Annotated in this window: 17 protein-coding genes; 13 read left to right on the top strand and 4 right to left on the bottom strand. The window is 35.6% G+C overall.

Annotation, left to right across the window (positions count from 1 at the left end; all coding sequences use genetic code 11):
• Positions 1–98 precede the first annotated feature (98 nt).
• The 4 genes from CKF58_RS04775 to CKF58_RS04790 form a co-directional block, all read right to left on the bottom strand.
• Positions 99–1,016 carry a siderophore ABC transporter substrate-binding protein gene (locus CKF58_RS04775; RefSeq protein ID WP_119531506.1) on the bottom strand — a complete coding sequence of 306 codons (918 nt, stop codon included), beginning with the start codon at positions 1,014–1,016 and terminating at the stop codon, positions 99–101.
• A 109-nt stretch (positions 1,017–1,125) separates the two neighbouring features.
• Complete coding sequence (locus tag CKF58_RS04780; RefSeq protein ID WP_119531508.1) at positions 1,126–1,896, bottom strand: iron ABC transporter ATP-binding protein; 771 nt, start codon at positions 1,894–1,896, stop codon at positions 1,126–1,128.
• On the bottom strand, positions 1,890–3,089 hold the full coding sequence (locus CKF58_RS04785; RefSeq protein WP_119531510.1) for an iron chelate uptake ABC transporter family permease subunit: 1,200 nt from the start codon (positions 3,087–3,089) through the stop codon (positions 1,890–1,892). The genes CKF58_RS04780 and CKF58_RS04785 overlap by 7 nt, the downstream gene beginning before the upstream one ends.
• Positions 3,082–4,038 (bottom strand): ABC transporter permease, encoded by a 957-nt coding sequence (locus CKF58_RS04790; protein WP_119531512.1) that lies wholly within the window; start codon positions 4,036–4,038, stop codon positions 3,082–3,084. The genes CKF58_RS04785 and CKF58_RS04790 overlap by 8 nt, the downstream gene beginning before the upstream one ends.
• 539 nt (positions 4,039–4,577) lie before the next feature.
• On the opposite strand from CKF58_RS04790, the gene tal reads away from it, so the two are divergent.
• The 13 genes from tal to CKF58_RS04855 all read left to right on the top strand — a co-directional run bounded on the left by tal (position 4,578) and on the right by CKF58_RS04855 (position 25,450).
• Entirely contained in the window at positions 4,578–5,528 is a 951-nt protein-coding gene (gene tal / locus CKF58_RS04795; protein WP_119531514.1) for a transaldolase, read from the top strand.
• A 265-nt stretch (positions 5,529–5,793) separates the two neighbouring features.
• A complete protein-coding gene (gene rsxA / locus CKF58_RS04800) occupies positions 5,794–6,372 on the top strand; it encodes an electron transport complex subunit RsxA (RefSeq protein ID WP_119531516.1) in 579 nt (192 codons plus the stop codon).
• 1 nt (position 6,373) lies between these two features.
• Positions 6,374–7,492 (top strand): electron transport complex subunit RsxB, encoded by a 1,119-nt coding sequence (gene rsxB, locus CKF58_RS04805; protein WP_119531518.1) that lies wholly within the window; start codon positions 6,374–6,376, stop codon positions 7,490–7,492.
• 97 nt (positions 7,493–7,589) lie between these two features.
• Positions 7,590–10,955: a 4Fe-4S dicluster domain-containing protein gene (locus CKF58_RS04810; protein WP_119531520.1), complete on the top strand. Its 3,366-nt coding sequence runs from the start codon at positions 7,590–7,592 to the stop codon at positions 10,953–10,955.
• Positions 10,942–11,907 carry an RnfABCDGE type electron transport complex subunit D gene (locus CKF58_RS04815; RefSeq protein WP_222987715.1) on the top strand — a complete coding sequence of 322 codons (966 nt, stop codon included), beginning with the start codon at positions 10,942–10,944 and terminating at the stop codon, positions 11,905–11,907. The genes CKF58_RS04810 and CKF58_RS04815 overlap by 14 nt, the downstream gene beginning before the upstream one ends.
• A complete protein-coding gene (locus tag CKF58_RS04820; protein WP_119531524.1) occupies positions 11,907–12,578 on the top strand; it encodes an RnfABCDGE type electron transport complex subunit G in 672 nt (223 codons plus the stop codon). The genes CKF58_RS04815 and CKF58_RS04820 overlap by 1 nt, the downstream gene beginning before the upstream one ends.
• Entirely contained in the window at positions 12,578–13,276 is a 699-nt protein-coding gene (locus tag CKF58_RS04825) for an electron transport complex subunit E (protein ID WP_119531526.1), read from the top strand. Before CKF58_RS04820 ends, CKF58_RS04825 begins: the two co-directional genes overlap by 1 nt.
• A gap of 436 nt (positions 13,277–13,712) precedes the next feature.
• Positions 13,713–14,159 (top strand): D-aminoacyl-tRNA deacylase, encoded by a 447-nt coding sequence (gene dtd, locus CKF58_RS04830; protein ID WP_119531528.1) that lies wholly within the window; start codon positions 13,713–13,715, stop codon positions 14,157–14,159.
• A 592-nt stretch (positions 14,160–14,751) separates the two neighbouring features.
• Complete coding sequence (gene gltS / locus CKF58_RS04835) at positions 14,752–15,984, top strand: sodium/glutamate symporter (protein WP_245959240.1); 1,233 nt, start codon at positions 14,752–14,754, stop codon at positions 15,982–15,984.
• A gap of 670 nt (positions 15,985–16,654) precedes the next feature.
• A complete protein-coding gene (locus CKF58_RS04840; RefSeq protein WP_119531530.1) occupies positions 16,655–17,890 on the top strand; it encodes an amino acid permease in 1,236 nt (411 codons plus the stop codon).
• Positions 17,891–18,361: 471 nt separating this feature from the next.
• Entirely contained in the window at positions 18,362–19,615 is a 1,254-nt protein-coding gene (locus CKF58_RS04845; RefSeq protein ID WP_119531532.1) for an amino acid permease, read from the top strand.
• 2,360 nt (positions 19,616–21,975) lie between these two features.
• Positions 21,976–23,853, top strand: coding sequence for a S8 family serine peptidase (locus tag CKF58_RS04850; protein WP_222987716.1), 1,878 nt, complete (start codon positions 21,976–21,978; stop codon positions 23,851–23,853).
• 244 nt (positions 23,854–24,097) lie between these two features.
• Entirely contained in the window at positions 24,098–25,450 is a 1,353-nt protein-coding gene (locus CKF58_RS04855) for an iron-containing alcohol dehydrogenase (protein ID WP_119531536.1), read from the top strand.
• Positions 25,451–25,800 lie beyond the last annotated feature (350 nt).

Consider the following 25,800-nt stretch of genomic DNA (forward strand, 5'->3'; position numbering starts at 1 on the left):
TACTACTCTAAATAATTTTAATCTAATAAGAAGATCCGGTCTAGGTTGAACATCAACCTAGACCGGATCTATTCGTTTTGTCAATAAAAAATTATTAATTATTTAGAGTTCTTTAAGGCTGTACTTAATTCATCGACAATTTCAGTTGTACCTTGGTAACCACCAAAAGCTAAATACCAAACTACTGAATTTAGGTACACAATACCGTTGTTTTTACCAGCACTAGTCGCTTTTACTAAATCATTGTCTAAAGTATCACGAGCATTACCTTTATTTTCAGATAAAGCAGCTGTACGGTCAACTACAAATAAGAAGCGCGGATCGGCTTTATTGATTAACTCGTAGTTTAATTCTGTACCATGACGTGAAGAAGCATCACCGATATTTACTGCTGGAGTAAAACCAAATTTATACACTAGACTAAAACGACTTCCTTCACCAAAACCTGACATTTTACGGTCATTTACTAACACTACTAAAGCTTTTTGATTCGAGGTTTGAGCTTTTAAAGCTTCAACTTTTTTATCTAAAGCCGTTAGTAATTCTTTAGCTTTATTTTCCGTACCTGTTAATTGAGCAATAGTTTTAAAGTTATCTACAATTGACTCATAAGGTTTAACATTATCCAGACTTACATTGTAAATTGGAGCAATTTGTTTTAATTGATCGTAAATTTTTACTTGACGCCCTGAAACAATAATTAAATCTGGATTTAGATTCGCAATAGCTTCTAAATCAGGTTGCACTAAGGTACCAACGTTTTTAAATTTACCATTCGTGTAAGTCGTTTTTAGGTATGCAGGGAAGAACTTAGAATCAACAATACCCACAACACGGTTTTGTTGTCCTAAAGTTACTAAATTATCAGCAGCACCTAAGTCTAAAATCACAATGCGTTGAGGATTATCAGGTAATGTTTGTTTACCGGTTGGAGTATCAACAGTTAAAGCATAAGATCCTTGTACACATGCAAGACCAACAAGAGAAGTTACGGTAAACTTTACAAGATTTTTCATGAAAAATACCTATTGTTAAAATTAGAGTGAAAGAAATAGTAATCCTATAATAGCTTAAAGGATAGACTTATATAAATATTTATATGAGATTTGTGTCACCAGACCACTTTTATACATCAGCTTTAAAATAAGTGGCAAGGTACTGTCCATTTACCTGATGAATATCAATATTAATATCGTAGAGCTGATATAAGCTCTCGGAAGTCATAATCTTGCCAACTTCACCTTGTAAAGCTACTTGGCCATCTTTTAAGGCAATAATATGATCACTATAAGCAGAAGCAAAGTTAATATCGTGTAACACCACAATTACGGTTTTGCCATGCTTATCTACTAAGTCTCTTAATACCCGCATAATTTGCACTGAATACTTCATATCTAGATTATTCAGTGGCTCATCAAGAAAAACATAACGCGTATCCTGAGCTAGCACCATCGCTATATAAGCTCGTTGTTTTTGCCCTCCTGATAATTGATCTAAATATTTGTGTTTAAACTCATCTAGCCCCATATAGGTTAAAGCTTGCGCTATTTTCTCTTTATCAGCTGCTTGTAATTTACCTTGACAGTACGGATAACGTCCAAATGCTACTAGATCCTCAACTGTTAAACGTAAATTAATATTGTTAGCTTGCTTGAGAATTGATAAGAGCTGCGCTACTTGTAACGAGGGAGCTTGATGTACATCCACGCCATCAACCAAAACTTTACCAGTTGTAGGTTGATCTAGACGACTTATAATCCCTAAAAGGGTAGACTTACCAGCTCCGTTTGGTCCAATAAACGAAGTTATTTTATTTTCAGGAATTTCTAAATCTATAGTTTGTAATACTTGCTGATTACCTATAGTTTTACTTAATTGGCTAATTGCTATTACCATTTACGCTGCTGCCTAATTAATAGGAAGATAAAATAGCATCCTCCTAAGAAATTAATAATAATCGAAATTGTAGTCGTAAAACTAAACAGACGTTGTACTAAGATTTGTCCGAGCACTAATACTGCAATAGACAAGAAAATACATGCTGGAATTAGTAAACGATATCTAAAACTTGGAATGTACTGCAAAATTAAGTTCATTACTAATAAACCTAAAAAAGTCACTGGACCAACTAGAGCAGTTGATACAGCTACACAAATAACTACTAAGAATAAGAGTCTCCAAGTTAAACGATAATAATCTATACCGAGGTTTACAGCCGTATCCTTACCTAAAGCAATTACGTCTAAGTATTTACTGCAACGCCAAATTAATACAAAAGTTACACCTAAGAAAATCGCAGAGACAGTTAATACTTGCGTGTTAATCGCTTGGAAGCTCGCATAGCCAATACTTTGGACTGCTAAAAACTCACCAGGATCAAGTAAAGTTCCCATAAAGGTATTAAATGAGCTAAAGAGCGTACCAAAGACAATACTTAATAATAAGATAAAGAATACATTGTGATTTGACCGACGTAACATTATCTTAAAGAGGAGGAAAGAAAAAACCAACATGACTGCCAAAGAGATTAAAAATAAAACAGTCTGGTTCATATCAGTTAGTTTTTCTGCTCCAGCGACAAAGACAATACAGGTTTGAATGAGCACATATAAGCTATCTAAACCTAAAATACTCGGTGTAATAATGCGATTATTAACAATGGCTTGAAACACCATTGAGCTTGCACCTATTGCCGCTCCGGTTAAGATAATGGCAACCACACTATGCCAACGCATATTAAAAACAAAAGAGTTTTTAGGAATACCACCCCAACACAAGTACGTAATAATCGAGGAAAGAGCAATTAAGACTAAAATCCAAGTACGACATAAACTTTGGCGTTTATTTTTACGCTGTAAAAGAGCCGCTTGCTCAGTGTATGGGCTTGTTTTAGCACCTGCAGATACTTTATTTTCTAAGTTAGCTTCGCTGTTATTAGTTGTATTGCTTTGGTTATTACTTAGGTTATTGCAGCTATTACTACTATTGCTTTGATTATTGCTTTGGTCATCGCTCTGGCTACTGCTTTGGCTACTGCTTTGACTACCGTAATGACCAACTCTACTTAATTTATCATCTTCTTTAACCATGACGATATCTCCGATAAATTAAATAGATAAAAACTAAACTTCCAAAAATACCAACAATAGCTCCTATAGATACTTCGAACGGATAAATAATACTGCGTGAAAGTAAATCACAAAGTAAAACAAAAATTGCTCCGTAAATCGCAGTTAGAGGTAAGGTTTTCTGCAAATTGTCGCCATAAATTAGCGAAACTATATTAGGGATAATTAACCCAATAAACGGGATCGAACCTGCAGTTACACAAATCACAGCAGTAACTACTGACACTAACACTATCCCGATAAACATCATCTGGTTGTAGTTTACCCCTAAATTAGTGGCATTACTTTTACCCATGCCAACAATGGCAAACTTTTGTGCGTAGAGGTAAGCAATTACAAAACAAGGTAGGCTTAAGAAAAGAATTTCGTAACGTCCCTCGATTACCAGCGAGAAGTTGCCTTGTAACCAACTTGAAAAACTTTGCAGCAAGTCGTATTTATAGGCAAAGAACTCAGTAAAAGAATCAATTATTTTCCCGAACATAATGCCAATTAATGGCACAAAGATAATGTCGGTAAACTTAAGGCTGCGTAGTAGCTTCATAAAAACCAACGAACCTATAAGTGCTACCACACAAGCAAAACTTGCTTTAAACAGTAGACCAGCCGTTGGCATAATCACAATCGAAATAAGAATTCCTAACTTGGCGCACGATAAAGTACCAGCAGTAGTAGGAGAAACAAACTTATTATTTGCTATTTGTTGCATAATTAAGCCACAGATAGCTAGACCAGCTCCAGTTATTAACACTGAAATCAAGCGGGGTAAGCGACTGATAGTAAATACTGCCCAGTCATCAGCAGATAAACTTATCAGCCCTTGCAGGCTTACCGAACTCACACCTAAAAACAGACTTCCAAAACAGAGCAAACCTAGCAGCAACAGTAAATAGCGCTTTTTTATTTGCATAGTTAGATTAAAAATGAAGAGTGAAATTACATTAAGTGCATAAATAGATCTTGCAGTAAATCTTGTCTTACAACTAGCTAGTTCTTAGTGGAGCATGTAAAAAAATAATTTTTTACCTACCCCCAAAGTTAAAGATTAGTTAGACTTGATTAGACTTGGTTTGCCTAATAATTTACCAAATCTCTCTAAGCTAAATAAGAATGATTTACACTTTCATATTGTAGCAAAGTTTTAATAGCTCTAAGCTAAAGATTGAACTTTTTCGGATAATTACCTAGACTACTTTTTCCTCAGATTACATATAGCCATAAATTGTTAAGTAAATATCTATATTTACGGCTCGATATACGAACTTAAATTTTTAAGTTTTAAATTTTTGTCAACTAAATCACAGTTTGCTGCTTTTTACGGCAAAGAGCAAGTTTAAACTAGCGCTTAATGCTATAATGAGAACCAAGAAATTCGTCTCTTGTACTTAATTTGCATTTTGTACAATTAAGTATTAATTTGCGTTTTATTCCACGTTAAGGTTTGGGCAAATGAGTAACAAATTAGAACAATTAAAAAAATTAACTGTTGTCGTAGCTGACACAGGTGACATTAACTCAATTAAAAAATTCCAACCACAAGATGCTACTACTAACCCATCATTAATTTTAGCTGCGTCAAAATTACCAGAATACGCACACTTAATTGATGAAGCTGTAAACTATGCTAATAGCCAAGATGCAGCTAAATGGGATGAAAATGCTTTAGATTACTTATCTGTAGCTATCGGTTACGAAATTTCAAAAATCGTACCTGGATATGTATCTACTGAAGTTGACTGTCGTGAGTCTTACAACTTACGCAACACTGTAACTCGTGCACGTAAATTAATCGCTTTATATGAAGAACGCGGTTTATCTCGTGAACGTGTACTAATTAAAATCGCTTCAACTTGGGCTGGTATTAAAGCTGCCGAAATCCTTGAAAAAGAAGGTATTCGTTGTAACTTAACTCTATTATTCAGCTTTGCTCAAGCGCGTGCTTGTGCTGAAGCAAACGTTACATTAATTTCTCCATTTGTTGGTCGTATTTTAGACTTCTACAAAAACAAAAACCCACAAGGTGACTTTGCTGGAGAAAATGATCCTGGCGTGAAATCAGTAACAGCTATTTACGATTACTACAAAAAACACGGCTATCAAACAATTATTATGGGCGCAAGCTTCCGTAACACTAACGAAATTGAATGTTTAGCTGGTTGTGACCGTTTAACTATTGGTCCAAATCTTTTAGCTGATTTAGAAGCTGATCAAGGTACTTTAGTACAAAAATTAAGCAATACTTACAGTGAACCAGCTGCTCGTCCAGAGCCTTACACTGAAGATCAATTCTACTGGGATCACAACCAAGACGAAATGGCAATTGTGAAACTAGCAGAAGGTATTGTGAAATTTGCTGCTGATACCGAAACTCTATTAAATGTATTACGTGCGAAAAAATAATTAGCCCTTAAGTAATTAATACTCGCAATACTTACAATACTTGCAATACTTTGCACCTAGAGAGATCTAGGTGCATTTCTTTTGCTTTTACTGCATGAAATCATTAACTAAGGTATAATTATAAGTTTGTACAACTTCGAGCAAATCTTGTGCTCTTATCCTTTTTATCTTCTTTTCTCAGTTCTGGCGTGCATCTAAAATTTACTTTTAGGGAGTTGAGAAAAGAAATTAAAAAGTCTTTTGTTCTTAACTTTTTAGTCCCACTATGTTAGAAATTATTTACGCCATTATTGCGGCAGTATTTATTAATAACTTTGTTTTAGTTAAATTCCTAGGCTTATGTCCAGTAGTAGGTACTTCACAAAAACTTGATACCTCGGTTGGGATGGGGATGGCAACTACGTTTGTTCTCACCTTAGCTTCGTTAATGAGTTATCTTACTTATGCATATATCCTAGCTCCCTTAAATGCAGGTTACCTAGCAACCATTGCCTTTATCTTTATCATTGCTGTAATTGTGCAAATTACCGAAATGATCCTGAAGAAAGTTTCTCCAGGTTTATATAAAGTTTTAGGGATTTTCTTACCACTAATTACGACTAACTGTGCCGTATTAGGGGTAGCTCTTTTAAACTTAAATAGTAATGACAATTTAACACAATCGGTTTTTAACGGCTTTTTCTCGGCTCTAGGCTTTACCTTAGTTCTGGTATTATTTGCGGCAATTCGTGAACGCTTAGATAGTGCTAATACTCCAAGTACGTTTAAAGGTGTACCTGTAGCTTTAGTAACTATTGGTTTAATGGCAATTGCTTTTATGGGCTTTACAGGATTAGGGAAATAACATGTTTTTAGTTTGGACTTCATTAATTTTTGCAGGTCTGGCTATTGTTATAGCCCTAATTATTACTATTTGCCAAAAAATCTTTGCTGTAAAAGAAGATCCTATTGTTGAAAAAATCGATCAACTTTTACCGCAAACCCAATGTGGTCAATGTGGCTATCCAGGCTGTATCCCTTATGCTCAAGCTGTGGTTAACGGCGAAGAAATTAATAAATGTGTTCCAGGTGGACAAGAAACCGTTATTAAACTAGCCGAGCTCTTAAACCGCGAAGTACCTGACACAGAACTAGCCGAACCTGAAGATTTAATTGCTATTATTCGCGAAAAAGACTGTATTGGTTGTTTACATTGTATTGAAGCATGTCCGGTTGATGCGATTATTGGTGCTAAAAAATTAATGCACGTAATTATTCCAGATTACTGTACAGGCTGTACTCTATGCGTTGATCCATGTCCGGTTAAATGTATCGACATGATCCCTCGACCAAAAGAAGTTAACAAATATTCGCAAATGCGTGCGCAAGTTAATATGCCAAAAGGAGTTACTCCTGAAAGACTTATTAACTTACTTAATTTACCAGCCGATGCAAATGTTAGTAAAGTAGCTGAAAATGATCTTAACGCTTCTGTTGACAGTGCAAAGAATGAGCAGAATACAAACTCATCTTCTCTTATTAAGAAAATCGCCCAAGCAGTAGAAGCTGATAAAGCAGCCGCTACTAACAACGCAGCTCAAAATCTTCATTATGATAGTGCTAGCGCAACGAACAAAGGAGCACAAAGTACCCAAACAGAAACGAGTATGACAGTTCCTCAAAGCGCTACCGCTAACCTAACTACTAGCCAAAGCGATAACTCTAAAGAGCAAACAGCCTCTACAGTTACGGTTAATGAGCAAGGTCGTCCAATCTTTAAAACCACTCTTACTCCAGAGCAAGAAGCTAAGTTTAAAGATTTAACAGATTATGAAAATAAAGCTGATCCAAATCAGTGGAACTTTACTCCGCATCATGGTCCAAGTTGTTTAGAAGTTGATACTCCTATTCCTGATGGTTTAACTATTGAGTATGTCAATGACGATACTCAAGCAGAAACCACCGAAAATAAAAATAAAGAGTAAAACTTTATAAAACAGACTTAGCAAAGTAAATTACGCATTATTGCAACGCTGCATACAAGATTAAAGGAGCCTAGAAGTTTCTAGGAAAATCTCAAGCATGATATTGGATAAAATCAAATCTGCCTTTGTGCAAACTGCACAAAGGCTATCCAAACGTGATATTGCAGTGAAGTTACATCAACGTCTTGCCAAAGGTAAGCTCTATCATTTCCATGGAGGCTTACACTTAGAATTAGGTAAGGATCTAACTTCACAAGCTCCAATTGCACAAATTGGAGAATTAAACTACTACTTCTTAAATATGCGTCAACACAAAGGTCCTAAACCTATTTGTGTTGTTGAACCTGAACAAGAAGTAGTAGCAGGTCAACTACTTACAAGTAACTATATCCCTGGTGAATTACCAGTTCACTCACCGGTTGCTGGTAAAGTTGTTGCCATTCAAGACTTTTTACAGGCAAACGAAATTACTAAAACCGGACCGACGATTATTATCGAAAATCAAGAGCAAGTAACACCCAAGCTAGAACAGATTGTCGATTTTAGTCAAGGGACAGCTATTGGTCCGGCATTTTATGAGCCTTTAAACTATTTCACTACTCCGCGTATTGATTTACTCTGGCGCATTAAAAATAGCGGCATTGCCGGTATGGGTGGAGCGGTATTCCCGTCTGCACGTAAAATTAATAATCGCCATTTTAAAAGTTTAATTATTAATGCGGCTGAATGTGAACCATATATTACTTGTGACGATGTATTAATGCAGCATTATGCGACGCAATTAATGCAAGCTATTGCTTGTATGCAGCATATTCTGCAAACCGAACAAGTAATTGTCGCTGTTGAAGATGACAAACCGCAAGCTATTGCTCAACTAGAGACAGCTTTAACGCAAAGTATTAGCAATGCTAAACAAGAGTTACTAGCTGCAGGTTTAACTAATGAATTAGTTAACTCTTTAGTTATTAATACTAGTCAAGCAGCTCAATGGACACTACTAGCTCCAGAACTCCAACAAAAAATTACTTTCATTAGTAGTTTAGAAAAAGTTCATATTCGTGTTATCCCAACGCGTTATCCATCAGGTAACCAACGTACAACCATTGAAGTTCTTACTGGCTTACGTCTAACTAAAAAACAAAACCTCACTTCATTAGGTGCTATTTGTTTTAATATTGCGACCATTTATGCCATGCATCGAGCTATAGCCTATGGTGAAGTATTAACGCGTCGTTTAGTGACCGTTACAGGTAAAGGAATTAAACGTCCAGGTAACTACTGGTTACCTTTTGGTACAACTCCTACTTATCTGTTAAATTTACTTGGGGCTAGTGAAGAGTTTACGCAACAAGTAATTGTTGGTGGTCCAATGATGGGCTTTAAACTCGATGATTTAAACACTCCTATTAATAAAGGGACTAACTGTTTAATCTTTGTAGGAACATCGGAAGCCCAAGCTGAACCTAAATTATTCGCTCCGGCAGAAGAACAAGCATGTATTCGTTGTACAGCTTGTCAAGAAGTTTGCCCAATGCTATTACAACCTCAACAGTTGTATTGGTATGAAAAAGATAAGGATGATAAAAAACTTATCAAAGCTAACCTGAGCACTTGTATTGAATGCGGTTTATGTGACTATGTATGTCCGTCTAACATCCCATTGGTTTCATACTTCCAACAAGCTAAGTTTAGAATTTTCCATGAGCGCCAAAAAGCAGCCATGGCTGAAGAATCTAAACAGCGCTACGAAATTAAATCAGCCCGTGAAAAAGCTGCCAAAGAACTACGTGACGCTAAACGTGCTGCTGATAAAGCTCGTAACCAAGCTCGTGCCCAACAAATGCGTGAGCAAACTATTGCTTATACAGGCATCGACCCAATCGAAGCCGCAAAAGCTCGTTTACGTGCTAAAGGTATTACAACCGGTCAGACTACAGCAGTTGATAACCAAGCTCAACCTGACAATGCAGCCATTATGGAAATGCGTCGTCAGCGTCGCTTAGCAGCACAACAAGCTAAAGCTGATAATGCTACAGGTAATAACGCTATTGATGAACCTACTGTAGGAGCAAACGCTTCTAACTCAACAGCAGAAGTTAGCAACACTAACGCGAGTAAGTTAGATCGTAGTGCAGTCCTAGCTGCAGTCGCCCGTGCAAAAGCTCGAGCTCAAGGCAATACAGGTTCTACATCAAATGTAGAAGCACCTAATACAGCCAACACAACTGCTACGGATGCACAAGCAAGCTCAACAACTAGCACTCCAGTTGCTAAAACGGCAGTACAGCTTGCTGTAGAGCGAGCTAAAGCACGACAAGCAGCCGCACAAGCTGGTAATGCAAATAGCGCTAATAACAATAGTAGTCAAGCTACGAGCCCAAGCCAAGCAGCTTCAACTTCAGGATCTACAAGTACCTCTACTCCTGCAAAATCAGCAGTACAGTTAGCAGTAGAAAAAGCTAAAGCTCGTCAAGCAGCAGCCTTAGCCGCACAACAAAATGCGACAAGTTCAGCAAGCTCGTCTGCAAACGCTAATTCATCGTCTCAAGAAGAAGTTGTTACAAGTACTGAAGTTGTTAGTGAGAAGAAATCAGCTATTCAACTCGCAGTTGAACGCGCTAAAGCCCGTCAAGCACAAGCTCTTGCGCAACAAGCTACACAAAGCACTACTCCAGAAGTTTCTACAGCAGAAGCTACAACTGAAGTTAAAACAGAAACTCAAACTTCTGCAACTTCTAACGCTAGTGAGGCTAAAAAATCTGCAGTACAACTAGCTGTTGAACGTGCTAAAGCACGACAAGCGCAAGTTCTTGCCCAACAAGCTACTCAAGCTTCTACTCAAAAAGTAGCTGCAGCTGAAACAAAAACAGAAGCTACAACTGAAGCAAAAGCTGAAACACAAAATTCTGCAACTTCTAATGTTAGTGAAGCTAAAAAGTCAGCTGTACAGATAGCAGTAGAACGTGCTAAAGCACGTCAAGCACAAGTTATTGAGCAACAAGCTACACAAACTTCTACTCCAGAGGTTACTACAGTTGAAACTACTACTGAAGCTAAAACAGAAGCTACAACTGAAGTTAAAACAGAAACTAAAACTACTGTAACTTCTAACGTTAGTGAGGCTAAAAAGTCAGCAGTGCAACTAGCAGTGGAACGTGCTAAAGCTCGCCAAGCGCAAGCTTTTGCACAACAAGGTGTACAAACGTCTACTTCAGAGGTTACTACTGCTCAAGCTACTACTGAAACTAAAGCAGAAGCAACTGCTGAAGATAAAACAGAAATGCAAGCTTCAGTAACTTCTAACGTTAGCGAGGCTAAAAAGACTGCTGTGCAACTAGCAGTTGAACGTGCTAAAGCTCGTCAAGCTCAAGCGCTTGCACAACAAGCCACAACACAACAATCTAATATACCTACACCTAATGCCAGTCTATCTATGCAAGGAGAACAGCATGAAAACCACTAATAACATTATGTTGCAGGTATTTCTTGCGTTAATTCCTGCTTTATTAGTTAAGACTTACTTTTGGGGGATTAATACTATTTTCTTACTTGTAGTGGCTATATTAACCGCTACAGTTACAGAAATTGTAGTAGCTAAACTACGTAGTAAAAATCTTCTTGCCGAAGTTAGCAATAATTCTGCCGCTGTAACTTGCATGATTTTAGTCTTAAGCTTACCGTCAGGTATTCCTTACTATATTATGCTTATCTGTACCTTAGTAGCTATCTTAATCGCTAAGCAGATTTATGGGGGCATGGGGCAGAATATTTTTAATCCTGCTATGGTGGGCGTAGCTGTATTCTTAATTACTTACCCACAATTTATTACTTATTGGAATATCCCAAGTAATGAACTAAATTATCAAGTAAGTAATATGCTTGGTGCTTTTACTGGCACTAGTGCCGTAGATGCTTATACGCAAGCTACACCCCTAACCGAAATTAAAACCTTAATGCAAATGGGTAATCACGCTAACTTAAATCAAGACTTAGCCAATATTACCCAAACTAACTATTATCCATGGTTAGTTTATGCTTTAAGTTTTTTAGCTGGTGGCTTCTACTTATGGGTAAGAAAGATTATTACTTTAACCCTACCTCTAGTTAGCATTGTTGCCTTTGTGGGACTTAGTTGCTTACATTATCTAATTACAGGTTATAGTCAAGCTAATCCCCTTTACTCATTAATTTACGGTTCTATGATTTTTGGAGCATTCTTTATTGTTACAGATCCTGTAACTGCTCCTCAATATCGTACGGGTCGTATTATCTATGCGATTAGTATTGGATGTTTAGCTTACATTATTCGTGCTTTTACTAACTATAATGATGGTATTGCTTTTGCTGTATTACTAAGTAATATCTTAGTGCCATTATTAGATAAGTTCTTTACCCCTAAGGAGTTTGGCAGATAATGTTTTTTAAATATCTATCGCGCAATACTTTAGTGCTGGTATTAGCAACGGTTATTAGTATTGAAGCATTAATTCTTTTTAATTACGCTTTAAAAGATCGTATTAATAATGCTGCCGATAATGCCTTACGACAAACCATTGCTGGTTTAGGGCAAGCTTTTCCGGCAAGCAATTATGATAATGATGTAAGTAAAGACTGCTATGTCCCTGTGGCTGGAGCATTTCAAAGTAACGACCCTCAAGTTGATACTTTAATGCTGGCAACAAAAAATCAGCAAATTACAGGTTATATCTTAATTTCTTCAACTTGGAAAGGCTATTCAGGTTTAATTCGTACCATGCTCGTAACTGATGCCCAAGGCACAATTAAAGCCGTACGCATTCTTGAACAAAACGAAACTCCTGGTTTAGGAAATAAAGTTATTACTACTCCTTGGGTGCATAGTTTCGATAATTTACCTTTAGATCAAGCAACCTTAGCAAATTTAGCAGTGAAAAAAGACGGCGGAACTATTGATCAATTTACAGGAGCAACTATTACTCCACGCGCAATTGTTAATCAAATTCGTGCCAATATGGAAGAGGTTATTACCCAATTAGTAGCAAATCCGCAAGAAATCTTAGCAAGTAAATTTGTTAGTTGCCAAGTAGCGACAGGAGAGAAAAACTAATGTCACAAAGTACTAAAGAGATTTGGTTATCAGCCTTGTGGAAAAATAACCCCTCATTTGTGCAACTCCTAGGTCTGTGTCCGTTGTTAGCTACTTCAACTGGAGCAACTCCTGCTTTAGGTCTAGGGATTGCAACCATGTTTGTTATGCTCTTAGCAAATACTTCTATTTCGTTATTGCGGAATTACATTCCTCACGAAATTCGTATTCCTGTATTTGTTTTAGTGATCGCAAGTTTAGTAACCATTGCGCAGTTATTAATTCATGGTTTTGCTTATTCGCTGTACCAAGCATTAGGGATTTTCTTACCCCTAATTGTTACTAACTGTATTGTTATCGGACGTATTGAAGCCTTTGCTTATAAAAACTCAGTAAAAGCTTCAGCGATTGACGGTATTGCAATGGGAGCAGCGGTTGCTATTGCCTTAGTAATTTTAGGTGGCATTCGTGAAATCTTAGGGCAAGGAACTCTTTTTAAAGATTTAGATTTAATCTTTGGTCCGGTTGCCAAGAATTGGTATATTTCTTTTTATCAGGTAGATAATAACTTCATTCTTGCAATTCTTGCTCCTGGTGCTTTTATTACTCTTGGCTTAATTATTGCTACTAAAAACTGGCTAAACCAACGTTTAGTATCCAAAGCTCGTAATAAAGTAAGTACCCAAGTAGGTTGCCAACCAGGACAACATGCGTCATAGCAAACATTAAACAAAAACTACAACTTAACCCTGCAACTAAACACTGCAACTTAACTGTAGTTCATTATTAATTTTCTAGATACAAGCCAAACAAAAGATTTAAAACTTAGATATTCTTATAAAACGTATGGTGTGTATAGGGAGTAGCTGATGATTATTCTCTATATACTCTCGGTTTATAATAATCTTTGTAAATAAGTATTTTCGCGTGAAATTTTAGTGATATTAAAGTTACTAAACTAATTTTTATCTACGCCAGAAAGTGCTAATATGAATATCTAATTATGTAAATCTTGCCGTATCTAGGGTTCTAGGTTATAATACAATGAGGAAAGTTTGACTTTCCTCTACCTTATTAAAAAGGTGTTAATAGAAAAACCTATAAAAAAAGGATACGACCTAAGTTGTATCCTTTTTTTTAATTTGAGGGAACAGCATGAAAGCTTTAATTCAACGCGTAGCACATGCTCAAGTCGAAGTTGAGCAAAAAATTGTGAGTAAAATCGAACGTGGCTACTTAGTACTCTTAGGAGTAGAAAAAGGCGATACCCAACAAACAGCCGATAAAATGCTTGCCAAACTACTAAAATTCCGTATTAATGAAGACGAAAACGGCAAAATGAACTTAAATATTGTCGATGCCGGTGGTTCATTATTAATTGTTAGTCAGTTTACTTTATGTGCTGATACTTCTCGTGGTAATCGTCCAAGTTTTAACGGTGCTAGTCCAGATCTAGCTAATGAGCTTTATACTTATTTTGCAGATCAAGCTGCTAAACAAGTACATGTAGAGCGTGGGATCTTTGCTGCTGATATGAAAGTTTCTCTGCTTAATGATGGTCCGGTTACTTTTATGCTCGAAGTTGCTCCTGAAGTAAATTAAGACTTAATCGAGCCTCTAATTAAGTAAACATCTAATTAAACCTCTAAATTAAGCACCTAAACTAATCTCCTAACCCTTTTATGAATCTCGAGCTAAGATTAAGTTTGATTTTTAATAGCTTACACTTAGTAGCATTTTGCTACTGAATAAAGTTGACAAAATAAAAATAAATATTTACAATTGTAAAGGTTTAGTTTATACTAATTTTTTATTTTAAATATTAGGCTGTTAAAAATATAATTTGCAGCCATAAAGCAAAAATCCGCGGGGTAAAATTCGAGGATTTTTTCTATTAGGGACTTTCTTAATCTAAAGCTCATAGTTATTACGACTTATCCTCTACAAAGCAGATGCTAAAGCTCTCATTTGGGTAAGAACTATCCCCTTTAAAAGGCTATAGCCCCTATAGAGAAGTAAATTTAGGTACGGGTATCTAAATTAATTTTATACTGCTTTTACTATGCTTTAGAATTGCCCCTTAGTTGTCTTAACTACACACTAGTTAATATTTTTTAAATCTATGTCATAACTAAGGTCGCCTGCAACGAATAAGTTATAGATTTCTTATTCAGTTACACTGAGGAAACAAAACATGGATTCACCTGAAATTATGGTAGATGGTTTTACTACTCTCTTTTGTGCCTGCGTAGTGTTACTTGTAGGACGAGTGGTTAACCGCTATGTACCATTTTTAGAAAAATTTCATATTCCAACTCCAGTATCTGGAGGTTTATTAGTTGCTGTAGTATTAGGTATTCTTTACTACACTATGGGAATTCGCTTTGCCTTTGACGGTAATTTATCAAGCACTTTTATGCTGTTGTTCTTTGCCTCAATTGGTTATTCAGCAGATTTCAAAAAACTACGTGCCGGTGGTAAAGGTCTAATCCTTTTATTGCTTGCATGTTCGGGCATGGTTATTATCCAAGACATCGCTGGTATCGGTTTAGCTAAACTAGTTGGTTTAGATGATCTTTACGGTCTAATTGCTGGTTCAGTAACCCTTGTTGGTGGTCACGGTACAGGTGCTGCTTGGGGTCAAACCTTTGAACAAACCTATGGTCTAGCAAATGCTTCGGCAGCAGCCATGGCATGTGCGACTTGGGGTCTAATTAGCGGTGGTATTATCGGCGGTCCGGTTGCAGAATTCTTAATTAAACGTCACAAGCTAAAAGAAGGCACACGTACGGTTCAAGCTTACGATGAAAACGATCACGAATCATTTGAAGATGAGCAACAAGCTCGTCCAATTCGTACGAGTTCAGTTACCGAAGGTCTTATTTGTTTAGCCTTTGCTATGTTCATCGGTTCGCGCTTATACGACTATGTAACTAGCTTACAATTAGCTTATTGGCCTAACATTCCTAAATTCGTTTACGTACTTCTAATGGGGATTGTTTTACGTACTATTCTTAAAGGTTTATTTAAACGTGAACTTAAAGAAGTAACTATCGACGTATTAGGTAATGTATCATTATCGATTTTCATTGCCATTTCTTTAATTTCAATTAAGATTTGGCAATTATCAGCATTAGCATTACCAATCTTTGTTATCTTAGTAGTACAAACTATTTTAGTGATTATCTACTCTGTATTTGTTACGTTTAACGTAATGGGACGCAACTACGATGCTGCGGTAATGTGTGCGGGTCAATGTGGCTTTAGCTTAGGTGCAACGCCCACAGCTGTGGCAAATATGCAATCAGTGACTAACCACTTCGGTCATTCACATAAAGCATTCTTACTAATCCCATTAGTAGGTGCGTTCTTCATTGACTTTGTGAATGCCATTGCCATTACATTCTTCTCAACTGCAATTAAATAATTGGCAGTAAGAAATAAATTTTTAAAATTTACAATTTCATTACTAAAAGTAACTAGGTCGCATGCACGTCATGCGACTTTTTCTTGACCTAAATTAAAAAACTTTACTCGATTTTTCAATCTCTTAATTAATTTACGCCTAAATTATGAAAAAATTTTAATTTTGAGCATTGACAAATTTACATTACATCACGTAATATAAAGTTATACTCGAGCTTGAAAGGATAATTATTTCAGCTCCCAGAATTTATTTTTTTCTCTAATTATTTTTCGCTTAAATTAAGGTGCTAATCATGACACGTTTAAATGCATACTTTACATACTTTACTTATTACTTTTGGTGGTATTTCAATGCTGCAAACGTACTTATGTCTAGCGCCGTGAAAAATTGGCAACCAAGACTTAAGCTCGTACCCTAGAAGTAGAGTAAAGTTCCTACTTCGGGTATAAGTAGGGCTAAACTCTTGGTACTTGAGATTATTTTGCTCAAGCCAAAATTTTATTCTTAATTTAAGCAAGCGCATCTCTAAAAAGGCTAGACATAGGTATATGTCTAGCCTTTTTGCGTTGCTCGTTTTTTTTAACATTGTGATAAAGATAAAGTTCTTTCCAAGTTTAATTTATTTAATCCCATGAAAGAAAACTTTATCTAATAAGTTTGAGGTTTTACCATGAAATCTAAAGTTCTTGGTTCGATGTTGTTAGTAGCCGGAACTACTATCGGTGCAGGGATGTTAGCTATGCCAATTAATACTGCATCAGTAGGGTTCGGAGTTACTTTTATTGAATTATTTGCCTTTTTTATTTTAATGCTTATTCCGGCACTTTGTATTGCTGAAGCTTGTCAATTTGCCCCACAAGGGACAACGGTAGCAGGCTTAATGCGACGTACGTTCGGGATTGTAGGTTATGCTTCTAATACAATCTTACTCTATGTCTTTGCTTATTCTTTAGCTTCGGCATACATTTCAGCAATATCTTCAATTTTAGCTGAAATTTTAAGCGTACCAGATGCCTTTAAAAAAATCTTTACCGTACTTTGTTTAATCCCTTTAGGTTTAATTGCAGTTATCTCTACTAAAGTAGCAGACATTATCAATCAGATTATGTTCTACATTATGTGTCTAGCTTTTGTAGTAGTGATTACTCTTTCAGTTAAAAACATCAACCTTTCATACTTAATGACAGGTCCAGTTTCGACCCAAGCTGTAGTTAAATCTTTACCTTTATTCTTCTTAACTTACGGTTTCCACATTTTAGTTCCATCTTTAGCTGATTACTTAGATCGTGATACTAAAGCTTTAAAAGTAGCTTTAATTGGAGGTCTAGCTATCCCATTTGTAATTTTTACCGTTTGGAACTTAGCCGTACACGGACAAATTCCACAAGAAGATTTAATTAAATACGCACAATCAAACAAAGTAAACATTGCTAGCTACTTAAATCCAGAAAGTAGCACTTTACAAATCTTTACAACCGTTTTCTCATTAACGGCATTAATTACTTCATTTATTGGTTTATCAACTGCCTTAATTACTACCTTAAAAGAAACCTTTGCTAAAGATGATAACAATATTGATAAAACAAGCTTAATTCATGCTACTGATGATGTAAAACTTGAAACTAGTTTAGGTCGCATTGCTATCTTTATCTTAGCTTTTGCTTTACCGGCCGTGCTAGTTACTTTTACTCCTAAAGCATTCGTTTTCTTCTTAGGTTTTGCGTCAATTATTTCTACTTTACAGGCTATGGTAATGCCAATGGCGGCAGTGATTAAAATCCGTCGCACGAATCCAGAGTTATACAGCGAGAAAAAAGTTTACCGCTTTATGTTACCAGGCTTTGTAATTGGTTTAATTGCTTTTGCTTTCTTATTAATCGCATTTATGGCTGATTTAAATTTATAACAGTCGTTACTTAAAAAGTGATACTCCCCAATTACTAATCCTAAAGTAAACCTATTAAAAAATACACAAATTTAATAAAAATTAATTAAATCTACAAAGTTTACATTTTCTTTTCTCTAACTTAGAAGCTATGCTTCTAAGTTAGACTTCTTAGCAAAGCAATGTTTATAAGTATGCACTTTGCAGGCATTACAATTACGACAAACACGACACCCCTCCTTGCTTTAAAGTACATACTTATAACTTTGCTCGCTCTTAGCGCTTAAGTATATTTCACCCGAAACCTCTTAGGATTTTGCCAGCTAGATATAATTGATCATCATAAAACTTGGAGTAAACTGACAAAGTATCTAAGAGAAAGGAATGATTTTTCGGTATACTAGGCGCTGTAAATTTGGAGGGCAAATGACACTTTCCACCACACACGCAATGATGCGATGGTGCATCTAATGATATTTTGAGGTATAAACTGTGAATTCAAAAGTTTTAGGTTCAATGATGATGGTAGCAGGTACTACCATTGGAGCGGGGATGCTGGTAATGCCAGTAAACTCGGCGGAAGTAGGGCTTGGAGTTACTCTACTTGAATTATTTTTCTTCTTTTTATTAATGATTTTACCCGCACTGGTAGTAATCGAGTTATCACAATTTGCGCCACGCGGCTCAACCGTAGCCGGTCTGCTAAGATTAGAGTTTGGTAATGGTGGTTTTATTGTTGGTAATTTACTGTTTTATGTGTTCGTATACTCATTAACTTGTGCATATATTTCAGGTCTTTCGGACGTCTTTGGTAAAATGCTGGGCGTACCGCAAAACTATCAAAGTATATTCACTATTGCCGTAGTTCTGGTATTAGGCTTAATTGTTATTTTTACTTCACGCTTTGCTGATCTTGTAAACCGCATTTTCTTCTATTTAATGTGTGTAGCATTCGTGGTATTAGTAGTAATGTCTATTCCAAACTTAAAAGTAGAATATTTAGCTTCAACTCCAGTATCTAGTTCTGCAGTTATTAAATCGATCCCGATTTTCTTCTTAACTTTTGGTTTCCACATTATTATTCCTGCATTATCAGATTATTTAGATCGTAATACACGCGATTTAAAAATTGCGATTGTAGGTGGTTTAGCTATCCCATTTGTGGTTTTCTCAATTTGGGTAATTATGATCCACGGACAAGTAAGTCAAGAAGAACTAATTGTTTTCTCGCAATCAGGAGATGTTAGTGTTGCTGACTTAATTGCTCATGGACATGCAAACAAATTCTTAAACATTACTATTTCTACTTTCTCAATTTGTGCATTATTAACTTCATTTATCGGTGTATCTTTAGCGTTAATTACAACTCTAAAAGAAACTTTTTCACGCTCATTACCGAAAAAATCAGAATATGTTACTAATCACTTAGAAGAAGAAAGTGAAGAAGTTATTTACGGTTCAACCGACCGTATTAAAACTTTCTTAAATCGTCCCGCACTATTCTTAGTAGCTTTCGCGATTCCTACTTTTGTGGTGTTATATACTCCAGAAGCATTCGTATTCTTCTTAAAATTAGCAGCAGTTATCTTCACTGTACAAAACCTTGTACTACCAATTATTGCGCTAATTCGTATGCGTGTGCGTCACAAAGAATTATATGCCTACCCTAAAGCTTACCGTTTATCTTTAAACAACATTGTTTTAGGAATTGTAGCTTTAATACTTTTAGTATTAGCATTTATGTAAAACCAAACCATATTTGCTTAGCAAATATAAAAACTAACTTTATGCCTTAGCCTAGAGCAATGCTCTAGGCTTTTTCTTTTGTCAGATTCCTACTCAAGCAAGTACTAAACACCCCCATAATGTTATGGCTGCGGACAGGGATACCTAAATTTAACTTCGTGATAGAACTTTTAGCGGTAAAACTTGTCTAAGATATATAAAGAGCGATATTCATATATCGCATCCTTGGCGTCATTTATAAAGGTAATTCAGAAATTGCCTCTGAATAAAATTTAGCATTACAGCCAACAAAGATATAGGCTACTTGGATTTAAGCAACTTAATTCAGGTTACTAAGATTTAGGTTACTTAATTAAGGTTACTTAGATTTAGCTAAAGAGAATTTTCTTTAGAATGTGTAATTTACTTTGATATTTTTCGGTACTGGCTAACTTCTTATTTTGAAAAGATAAACTTAAGCCCAAGATTATGCGTTGACAATAAGCTTAACCTGCAATAGGCAAGTCAGGCTACAAGCTTTAGAAAGTTACAACCATATTAGCAAGTTAGACTTAAAGATTTATCTACGTCAGATAAGGCATAAAAATTACATTTGCCACTTCTGTTAAACTCAAAGCTCACCGCAGACAGAGCTCGAGGTTTAACTTAATCGAAAGAAGCTGAAAAATATTTAAACGAAATTACAAGCATTTACCTCTAATAACTTAACTCCTTTAGGGGTTAAAAATTTACTTTTGCAAAATCTAAGAGAAAGGTGAAATTGAACTTTCAAAATATAGCATTTTGATAGCTTTAAAAATTTATTTAGCTTAAAAAACTAACATTTACTTCTAATCATTATCAATTTATTCATAGCTAGTTATATAACTTAGCTTTTAAATAGAAAATAAAGTAAAGTATAGTAATAACAGTTTCTAAATTTGGCATCATCTTATGGAAGAGTTGAACTTTTACATACTTCCATAAGCATCTTGTTCAACAACCTTACACCTTATATCTTTTGTGCTAGAAGTGGCATTCTAGCAAGGCTCCCCAGGAATAATCGTTTCCTGCTTCTACTATCACTCTTGGCTGCGGCACAGCATAAGAGTAAAGATAAGAGATTGAACTTTAATTTATAGTTGTTGATATTGTTAACAAATAACTATCAATACCTATAGATTACATTTATTACTATCTATTACAATCTGTAAAAGTTCGTCCTCTTTATTTTTAATGTGGCAATTAAAAATACTTATATAAACCTAAAGCAACTATTAAGTATTAGCTCTCAAAACTAATCCTTGATCTTTGCTTAAACTAGTAGAAGTTTCCTCTCAGTTTTTATTCACTCTACAATTTTATTAAACATTGTTTAGCAAACTGGTTTTAATACTAATTAAATAAGTCTTTATTTCCCTGTAGCGAATATTAGATAAGTTCACAGTAACCGATCTATAGCTTAAGTATAGTTTTAATCCGATAAACTTATACTTACTAACTAAGCATTCTCGCTGTTAGTTGATAATCGCTACTACAAAGCGCTACTTATTTACCACAAATTGTAAACTTGTAGTAAAAAGGATTTAATTTAGTTAAGTTTTAACCTCCACAGAAGCCTACACTTCATTACGTATAGGCGCTCCAGAATTTTATTTACAAGCTAATTTAGTACCAACCCCTAAATAGCTCCTCGTATTGCATCTTGCAACTGTTTTTGATCAAGATATTGCCAGTCTTATGCCGACAACTGTTTACAAAAAGTAACTTTTGTCGTTGCTTCTAACTGGATATTAGTTTTTCTCTAACTCTATCTAAGTTATTCACAAGGTTAAAGGTAATAAATTAATTTATTTGCTAAAGTTTGTTTGTGTACTAAACACGTACACTACCAGACAACTTCGCCCAAATATCTTCGTCCAAATTACAGCTTGCAGATCTAATACCATTTTGCAATTAATATTGAATGCTTTAGTCATAGCTCAACATTACAACTACCTAGCATTAGATAATTTTCTATTAATTTGTAATATTTAGTCTAGATATAAAAAAGTAACCAATTTATGACAAGCACCACCATCGTTTTTTCGTGGTCTTAGTTATTCTGCTAAACATAAAAATAAAATTAGTTTGATTTTTCTAAACTGAGATTGCGCACAAACTCTATTCTACACGGGGTAGGAAAGAGATCTGTCGCGCTTAATCTTTATAAAAGACTAATTTAAATAAATCCTGTTTATGATCTTGTTATTACCTCTTAATATTGGCAATAAGGTAATAATTTAAACAGATTTAACAGGTGATAGATTACAAGATTTCTTAACATGATGCACTCTACATCAACCCACGTGTTTAGAACACCATATTTAAATAATTCGGTTATGTCTGCGTACTCAACTCCAGTTAAAACCATCCTCACAACTATATTCCCCGTAATCGGAGCTGTAGCGAGTATAGGTAATGCCTACGCTGCACCATCCAATTACACTGTTGTGTTAGATAAAAACTTTGCTACTGGTCGGACAGCCACTGTAAACAATATCAATGACTTCCCAACCAACAAAGATAATGCTGACTTTAAGTTAGAATTATTTAAGCGTTCTGATCTAAATCAAATCTATTTAAACTCACGTTTAAATACGCAAAATAACAAGCCTGTATTCACAGCTTTCAATCAGGATCCAAATGTTCCTAACCAACAACGTTTAACTTACTTAAACGTACAAGCAGCATTAGACACCATGTTATATGGTGACGATCCTGCGCGTAAGAAAGTTCACTTAGCCTCGTTAAACAAAAAAGCTCGCGGTTCGAACAAAGACGAAGTAAACGGCTTTGGTACGAAAATTGCGGTTGTAGATTCAGGTATTAATACTAAACAACCTGACTTTACTAACAAGGTAGAAGTTACTGACTTAGGTGGACAAAAATACGCGAACCAAGTTACGCACGGTACAACTGTAGCCTTAACTGCTGCAGGTGCAAATGACAAGTACCAAGGTGTAGCTCCAGGTGCAAAAGTTAAAGCTTACGCTATTGACCCTGAAAATGTAGTACTTGAAGACGTTTTTGTTACAGTATATAAAGATAAAGTATCTGTAGCTAATGCTTCATTTACGCTTGGTGATGACACTAGCATTTTCCCATCAATTCGTAACACTTTCTACAAGATTTTTAATAACCCAGATGCTCCACTTTATGTGTTTGCTGCGGGTAACAAAGATACAGCAAGTTCAACATTTTCGCCTCTTCTACAAAAACTAATTGAAGATCCGAAAATTATGTCGAATACTCTAGTAGTTTCAGGTGTGCGTATTAGCAACCCTAAAGCTCCTGTATCAGCTAATAACTTAGCCTTTGATCCAGATGCAATTTCTTGTTCAAATGTTAAATACAACTGTTTAACAGCCTTCTTTGCTTATGATGTACCTAATCCAAAAGCAACAAAATCAGGTGATGATTATGTAACTAGCTATGGTACTTCATTTGCAGCTCCCCAAGTTTCAGGTGGTGCAGCGCTAGTTAAACAAATGTTCCCATGGTTTAACGCTGATAATATTCGTCAAACTCTTTTAACTACTGCTACAGACATTGGTCCGGCTGGTATTGATGACAAAACTGGTTGGGGTCTATTAAACGTAGGTGCAGCAGTTAGAGGTCCAGCACAATTTGCTTTCGGTGACTTTGTTGTAGACTTTACTCCAGATAAAGTTTCATCAAATCGTGAAGTTTTCTACTTCCGTAACAACATTTTTGGTAAATACGGTTTAGTAGTACGTGATAACGGTGACTCACAACGTACCTTAATCCTGACTGGTAAAAACACCTATAAAGGTCATACTACAGTACAATCAGGTATTTTACGTCTTGAAGGTTCTGTTACTTCAACTACTAATATCGACCATGATGGTTTATTCCAGTTAGCTTCAACAGCTACCTCGGGTGATATTTACAATAACGGCTTCTTCGTATCTTTCGGTGGTGAAGTTAAAGGCTCATACAGCAATAGCCCATTAGCTATTTCTACTTTAACTTTAGGTAAACCATTAGAAGTTACAGGCGAAGCAAAACTAAATGGTGCGCTAGTTGTGGATATCCCTAGTGATTTCAAACCACAACCAGGTTCAGCTTATTTAGTTCTTAAAGCAGGTCAATTAACTAATGAATTTAAAACTCTAACCATTACTGGTAATAGTAACTTAAAAGGTCAACTTTTCTACGATTACACTAATGGTCAAGTAGCGATTAAATTCAACTAGAACTGCGTACAATTCTTACTTTAATTACAAATCAAATCTCACAAATCTCTAAAAAGCACTTACCGAGGTAAGTGCTTTTTCTTTTTCCCTTAAAATTCACTCCTCTAGCTTTCGTTTATTACCTTTTGCTTTAAATATTAAGCCTTGAATAACAAATTAGTGATAAACTACAACCATGACATGTATCAATCTTAAATTAAAGTAAACCTTAAGCATACTTTAATTTTTATGGTTTGTATAGTTTATGCACGAATTTGAATTTTATAACCCGACACGCATAGTTATGGCGACTAATGCTTGTCAACACTTGCCACGTCTAATTCCAGCTCAAGCTAAAGTTATGCTGGTGTATGGACAAGAAAGCATTAAAAAGTACGGCATTTACGACCAAGTTTGCCAAGCTTTAACTCAGTCTAATTGTAAAATTATTGAGTTTGGCGGTATTACCCCTAATCCCGATATTAGTAAACTAGTTGAGGCTATTTATCTTGCACGTAAAGAAGAAGTTACTTATTTACTTGCGGTTGGTGGCGGCTCGGTAATTGACGCGACCAAGTTTATTGCTAGTTATATTAACTTTGAGCAATTTGATATCTTGCTCTATGATTTAGAATCAGAAACCTTTGCCATTGCCGAGCAAGAGGTTCTATTTAGTGAGCATAATGCCGAGTTTCGTAATAGTCCCGTTCCTTTTGGTGTCGTACTTACTTGTCCAGGTACTGGTTCAGAAATGAATAAATGGGCTGTAATTAGTGATAAGTATCGCAACTTAAAAGCTGATTTTGGACACGAGGATCAATTTCCGCAATTTGCTCTTTTAGATCCAACCTTAACTCTTAGCTTACCAGCCTCACAAATTAGCTATGGAGTTGTGGATACTTTCATTCATGTCCTTGAGCAATATTTAATCCATAATCAAGCGGCTCAAAGCGCTAATAGCTTAACTACGCAAATTGCCGAAAGTATTCTGTGTACTATAATGAAGTACGGTCCGCTGACCTTAGCTCATCCGCAGGATTTAACTTATCGTGCTGAATATATGTGGGCTGCAGCCATAGCTCTATGTGGTTTACCTAGCTTAGGCTTAGAAGCTGAAGACTGGTCAACCCATCAAATTGGGCATATGCTTACAGCCTTATTTGACATCCCTCACGCTCCATCTTTAGCTTTAGTCATGTGCAATAATCTGCATTTACGTAAACAGCATAAACAACAAAGATTAGTGAGCTTTGCACGTCAGGTATTAGGTTTACAACGCTCAAAAAGTTCTGATGAACGTTTAGCAGCAATTAGTATTCAAGCAATCCATGATTTTATGAAAAACATGGGACTAGCTACTTGCTTGAAAGAAAAGGTTTATCAGCATTTAGATATTAAAGCTATTCCAGAGACTGTGCGTAAGATTATGCAAGAACGTCAGATTGTTGGCTTTGGTGAATATCAACAAGTTACTCCAGAACTAACCTATAGTATTTTACAGTTAGCGTTGCAAAAACCTTTTTATGCACGTCGCAGAAGATTTACACGTAAAAATAATACAGATAGATCAATAAACACAAAGCAAAATAAAGAGTATACTGTGGTGTCCCCCAAATGATATACAAAATTCATACTTTCAATGAACGAAAATATGTCAAATGAAAGCATTTTTTTTATAATTTTGGGTTAACTAATTTTTAAATTTAATGTATAAATCCTATGACTGTAGTTTATTTCTAATTTATTGAACTAAGTCTTAATGGGGTTTAATTTTTACATTTGGGAAAGACCTAATTGAATAAGCCCTCCCCCAAATTCGTACAAAAATAAAACAATATTAAAGTGTAATTAAAACAATTAAAGGACCAACAGCAATATATTAACGGACTTAATAGGTACTGTGCTTTAAATAACATCGAAATGTAAAATTAATTTCAAGGTCTTAGGCTCTCACCTCCTCGCCTTTCG

Source organism: Psittacicella hinzii (assembly GCF_003585935.1).
In the GTDB taxonomy this organism is placed as follows: domain Bacteria; phylum Pseudomonadota; class Gammaproteobacteria; order Enterobacterales; family Psittacicellaceae; genus Psittacicella; species Psittacicella hinzii.

Coding starts and splice junctions, on each gene's coding strand:
- CKF58_RS04855 (WP_119531536.1), top strand. CDS start 24,098: ATGCACGAATTTGAATTTTATAACCCGACACGCATAGTTATGGCGACT.
- CKF58_RS04775 (WP_119531506.1), bottom strand. CDS start 1,016: ATGAAAAATCTTGTAAAGTTTACCGTAACTTCTCTTGTTGGTCTTGCA.
- CKF58_RS04820 (WP_119531524.1), top strand. CDS start 11,907: ATGTTTTTTAAATATCTATCGCGCAATACTTTAGTGCTGGTATTAGCA.
- CKF58_RS04815 (WP_222987715.1), top strand. CDS start 10,942: ATGAAAACCACTAATAACATTATGTTGCAGGTATTTCTTGCGTTAATT.
- tal (WP_119531514.1), top strand. CDS start 4,578: ATGAGTAACAAATTAGAACAATTAAAAAAATTAACTGTTGTCGTAGCT.
- CKF58_RS04790 (WP_119531512.1), bottom strand. CDS start 4,038: ATGCAAATAAAAAAGCGCTATTTACTGTTGCTGCTAGGTTTGCTCTGT.
- rsxA (WP_119531516.1), top strand. CDS start 5,794: ATGTTAGAAATTATTTACGCCATTATTGCGGCAGTATTTATTAATAAC.
- dtd (WP_119531528.1), top strand. CDS start 13,713: ATGAAAGCTTTAATTCAACGCGTAGCACATGCTCAAGTCGAAGTTGAG.
- gltS (WP_245959240.1), top strand. CDS start 14,752: ATGGATTCACCTGAAATTATGGTAGATGGTTTTACTACTCTCTTTTGT.
- CKF58_RS04785 (WP_119531510.1), bottom strand. CDS start 3,089: ATGGTTAAAGAAGATGATAAATTAAGTAGAGTTGGTCATTACGGTAGT.
- CKF58_RS04780 (WP_119531508.1), bottom strand. CDS start 1,896: ATGGTAATAGCAATTAGCCAATTAAGTAAAACTATAGGTAATCAGCAA.
- rsxB (WP_119531518.1), top strand. CDS start 6,374: ATGTTTTTAGTTTGGACTTCATTAATTTTTGCAGGTCTGGCTATTGTT.
- CKF58_RS04825 (WP_119531526.1), top strand. CDS start 12,578: ATGTCACAAAGTACTAAAGAGATTTGGTTATCAGCCTTGTGGAAAAAT.
- CKF58_RS04850 (WP_222987716.1), top strand. CDS start 21,976: ATGTCTGCGTACTCAACTCCAGTTAAAACCATCCTCACAACTATATTC.
- CKF58_RS04840 (WP_119531530.1), top strand. CDS start 16,655: ATGAAATCTAAAGTTCTTGGTTCGATGTTGTTAGTAGCCGGAACTACT.
- CKF58_RS04810 (WP_119531520.1), top strand. CDS start 7,590: ATGATATTGGATAAAATCAAATCTGCCTTTGTGCAAACTGCACAAAGG.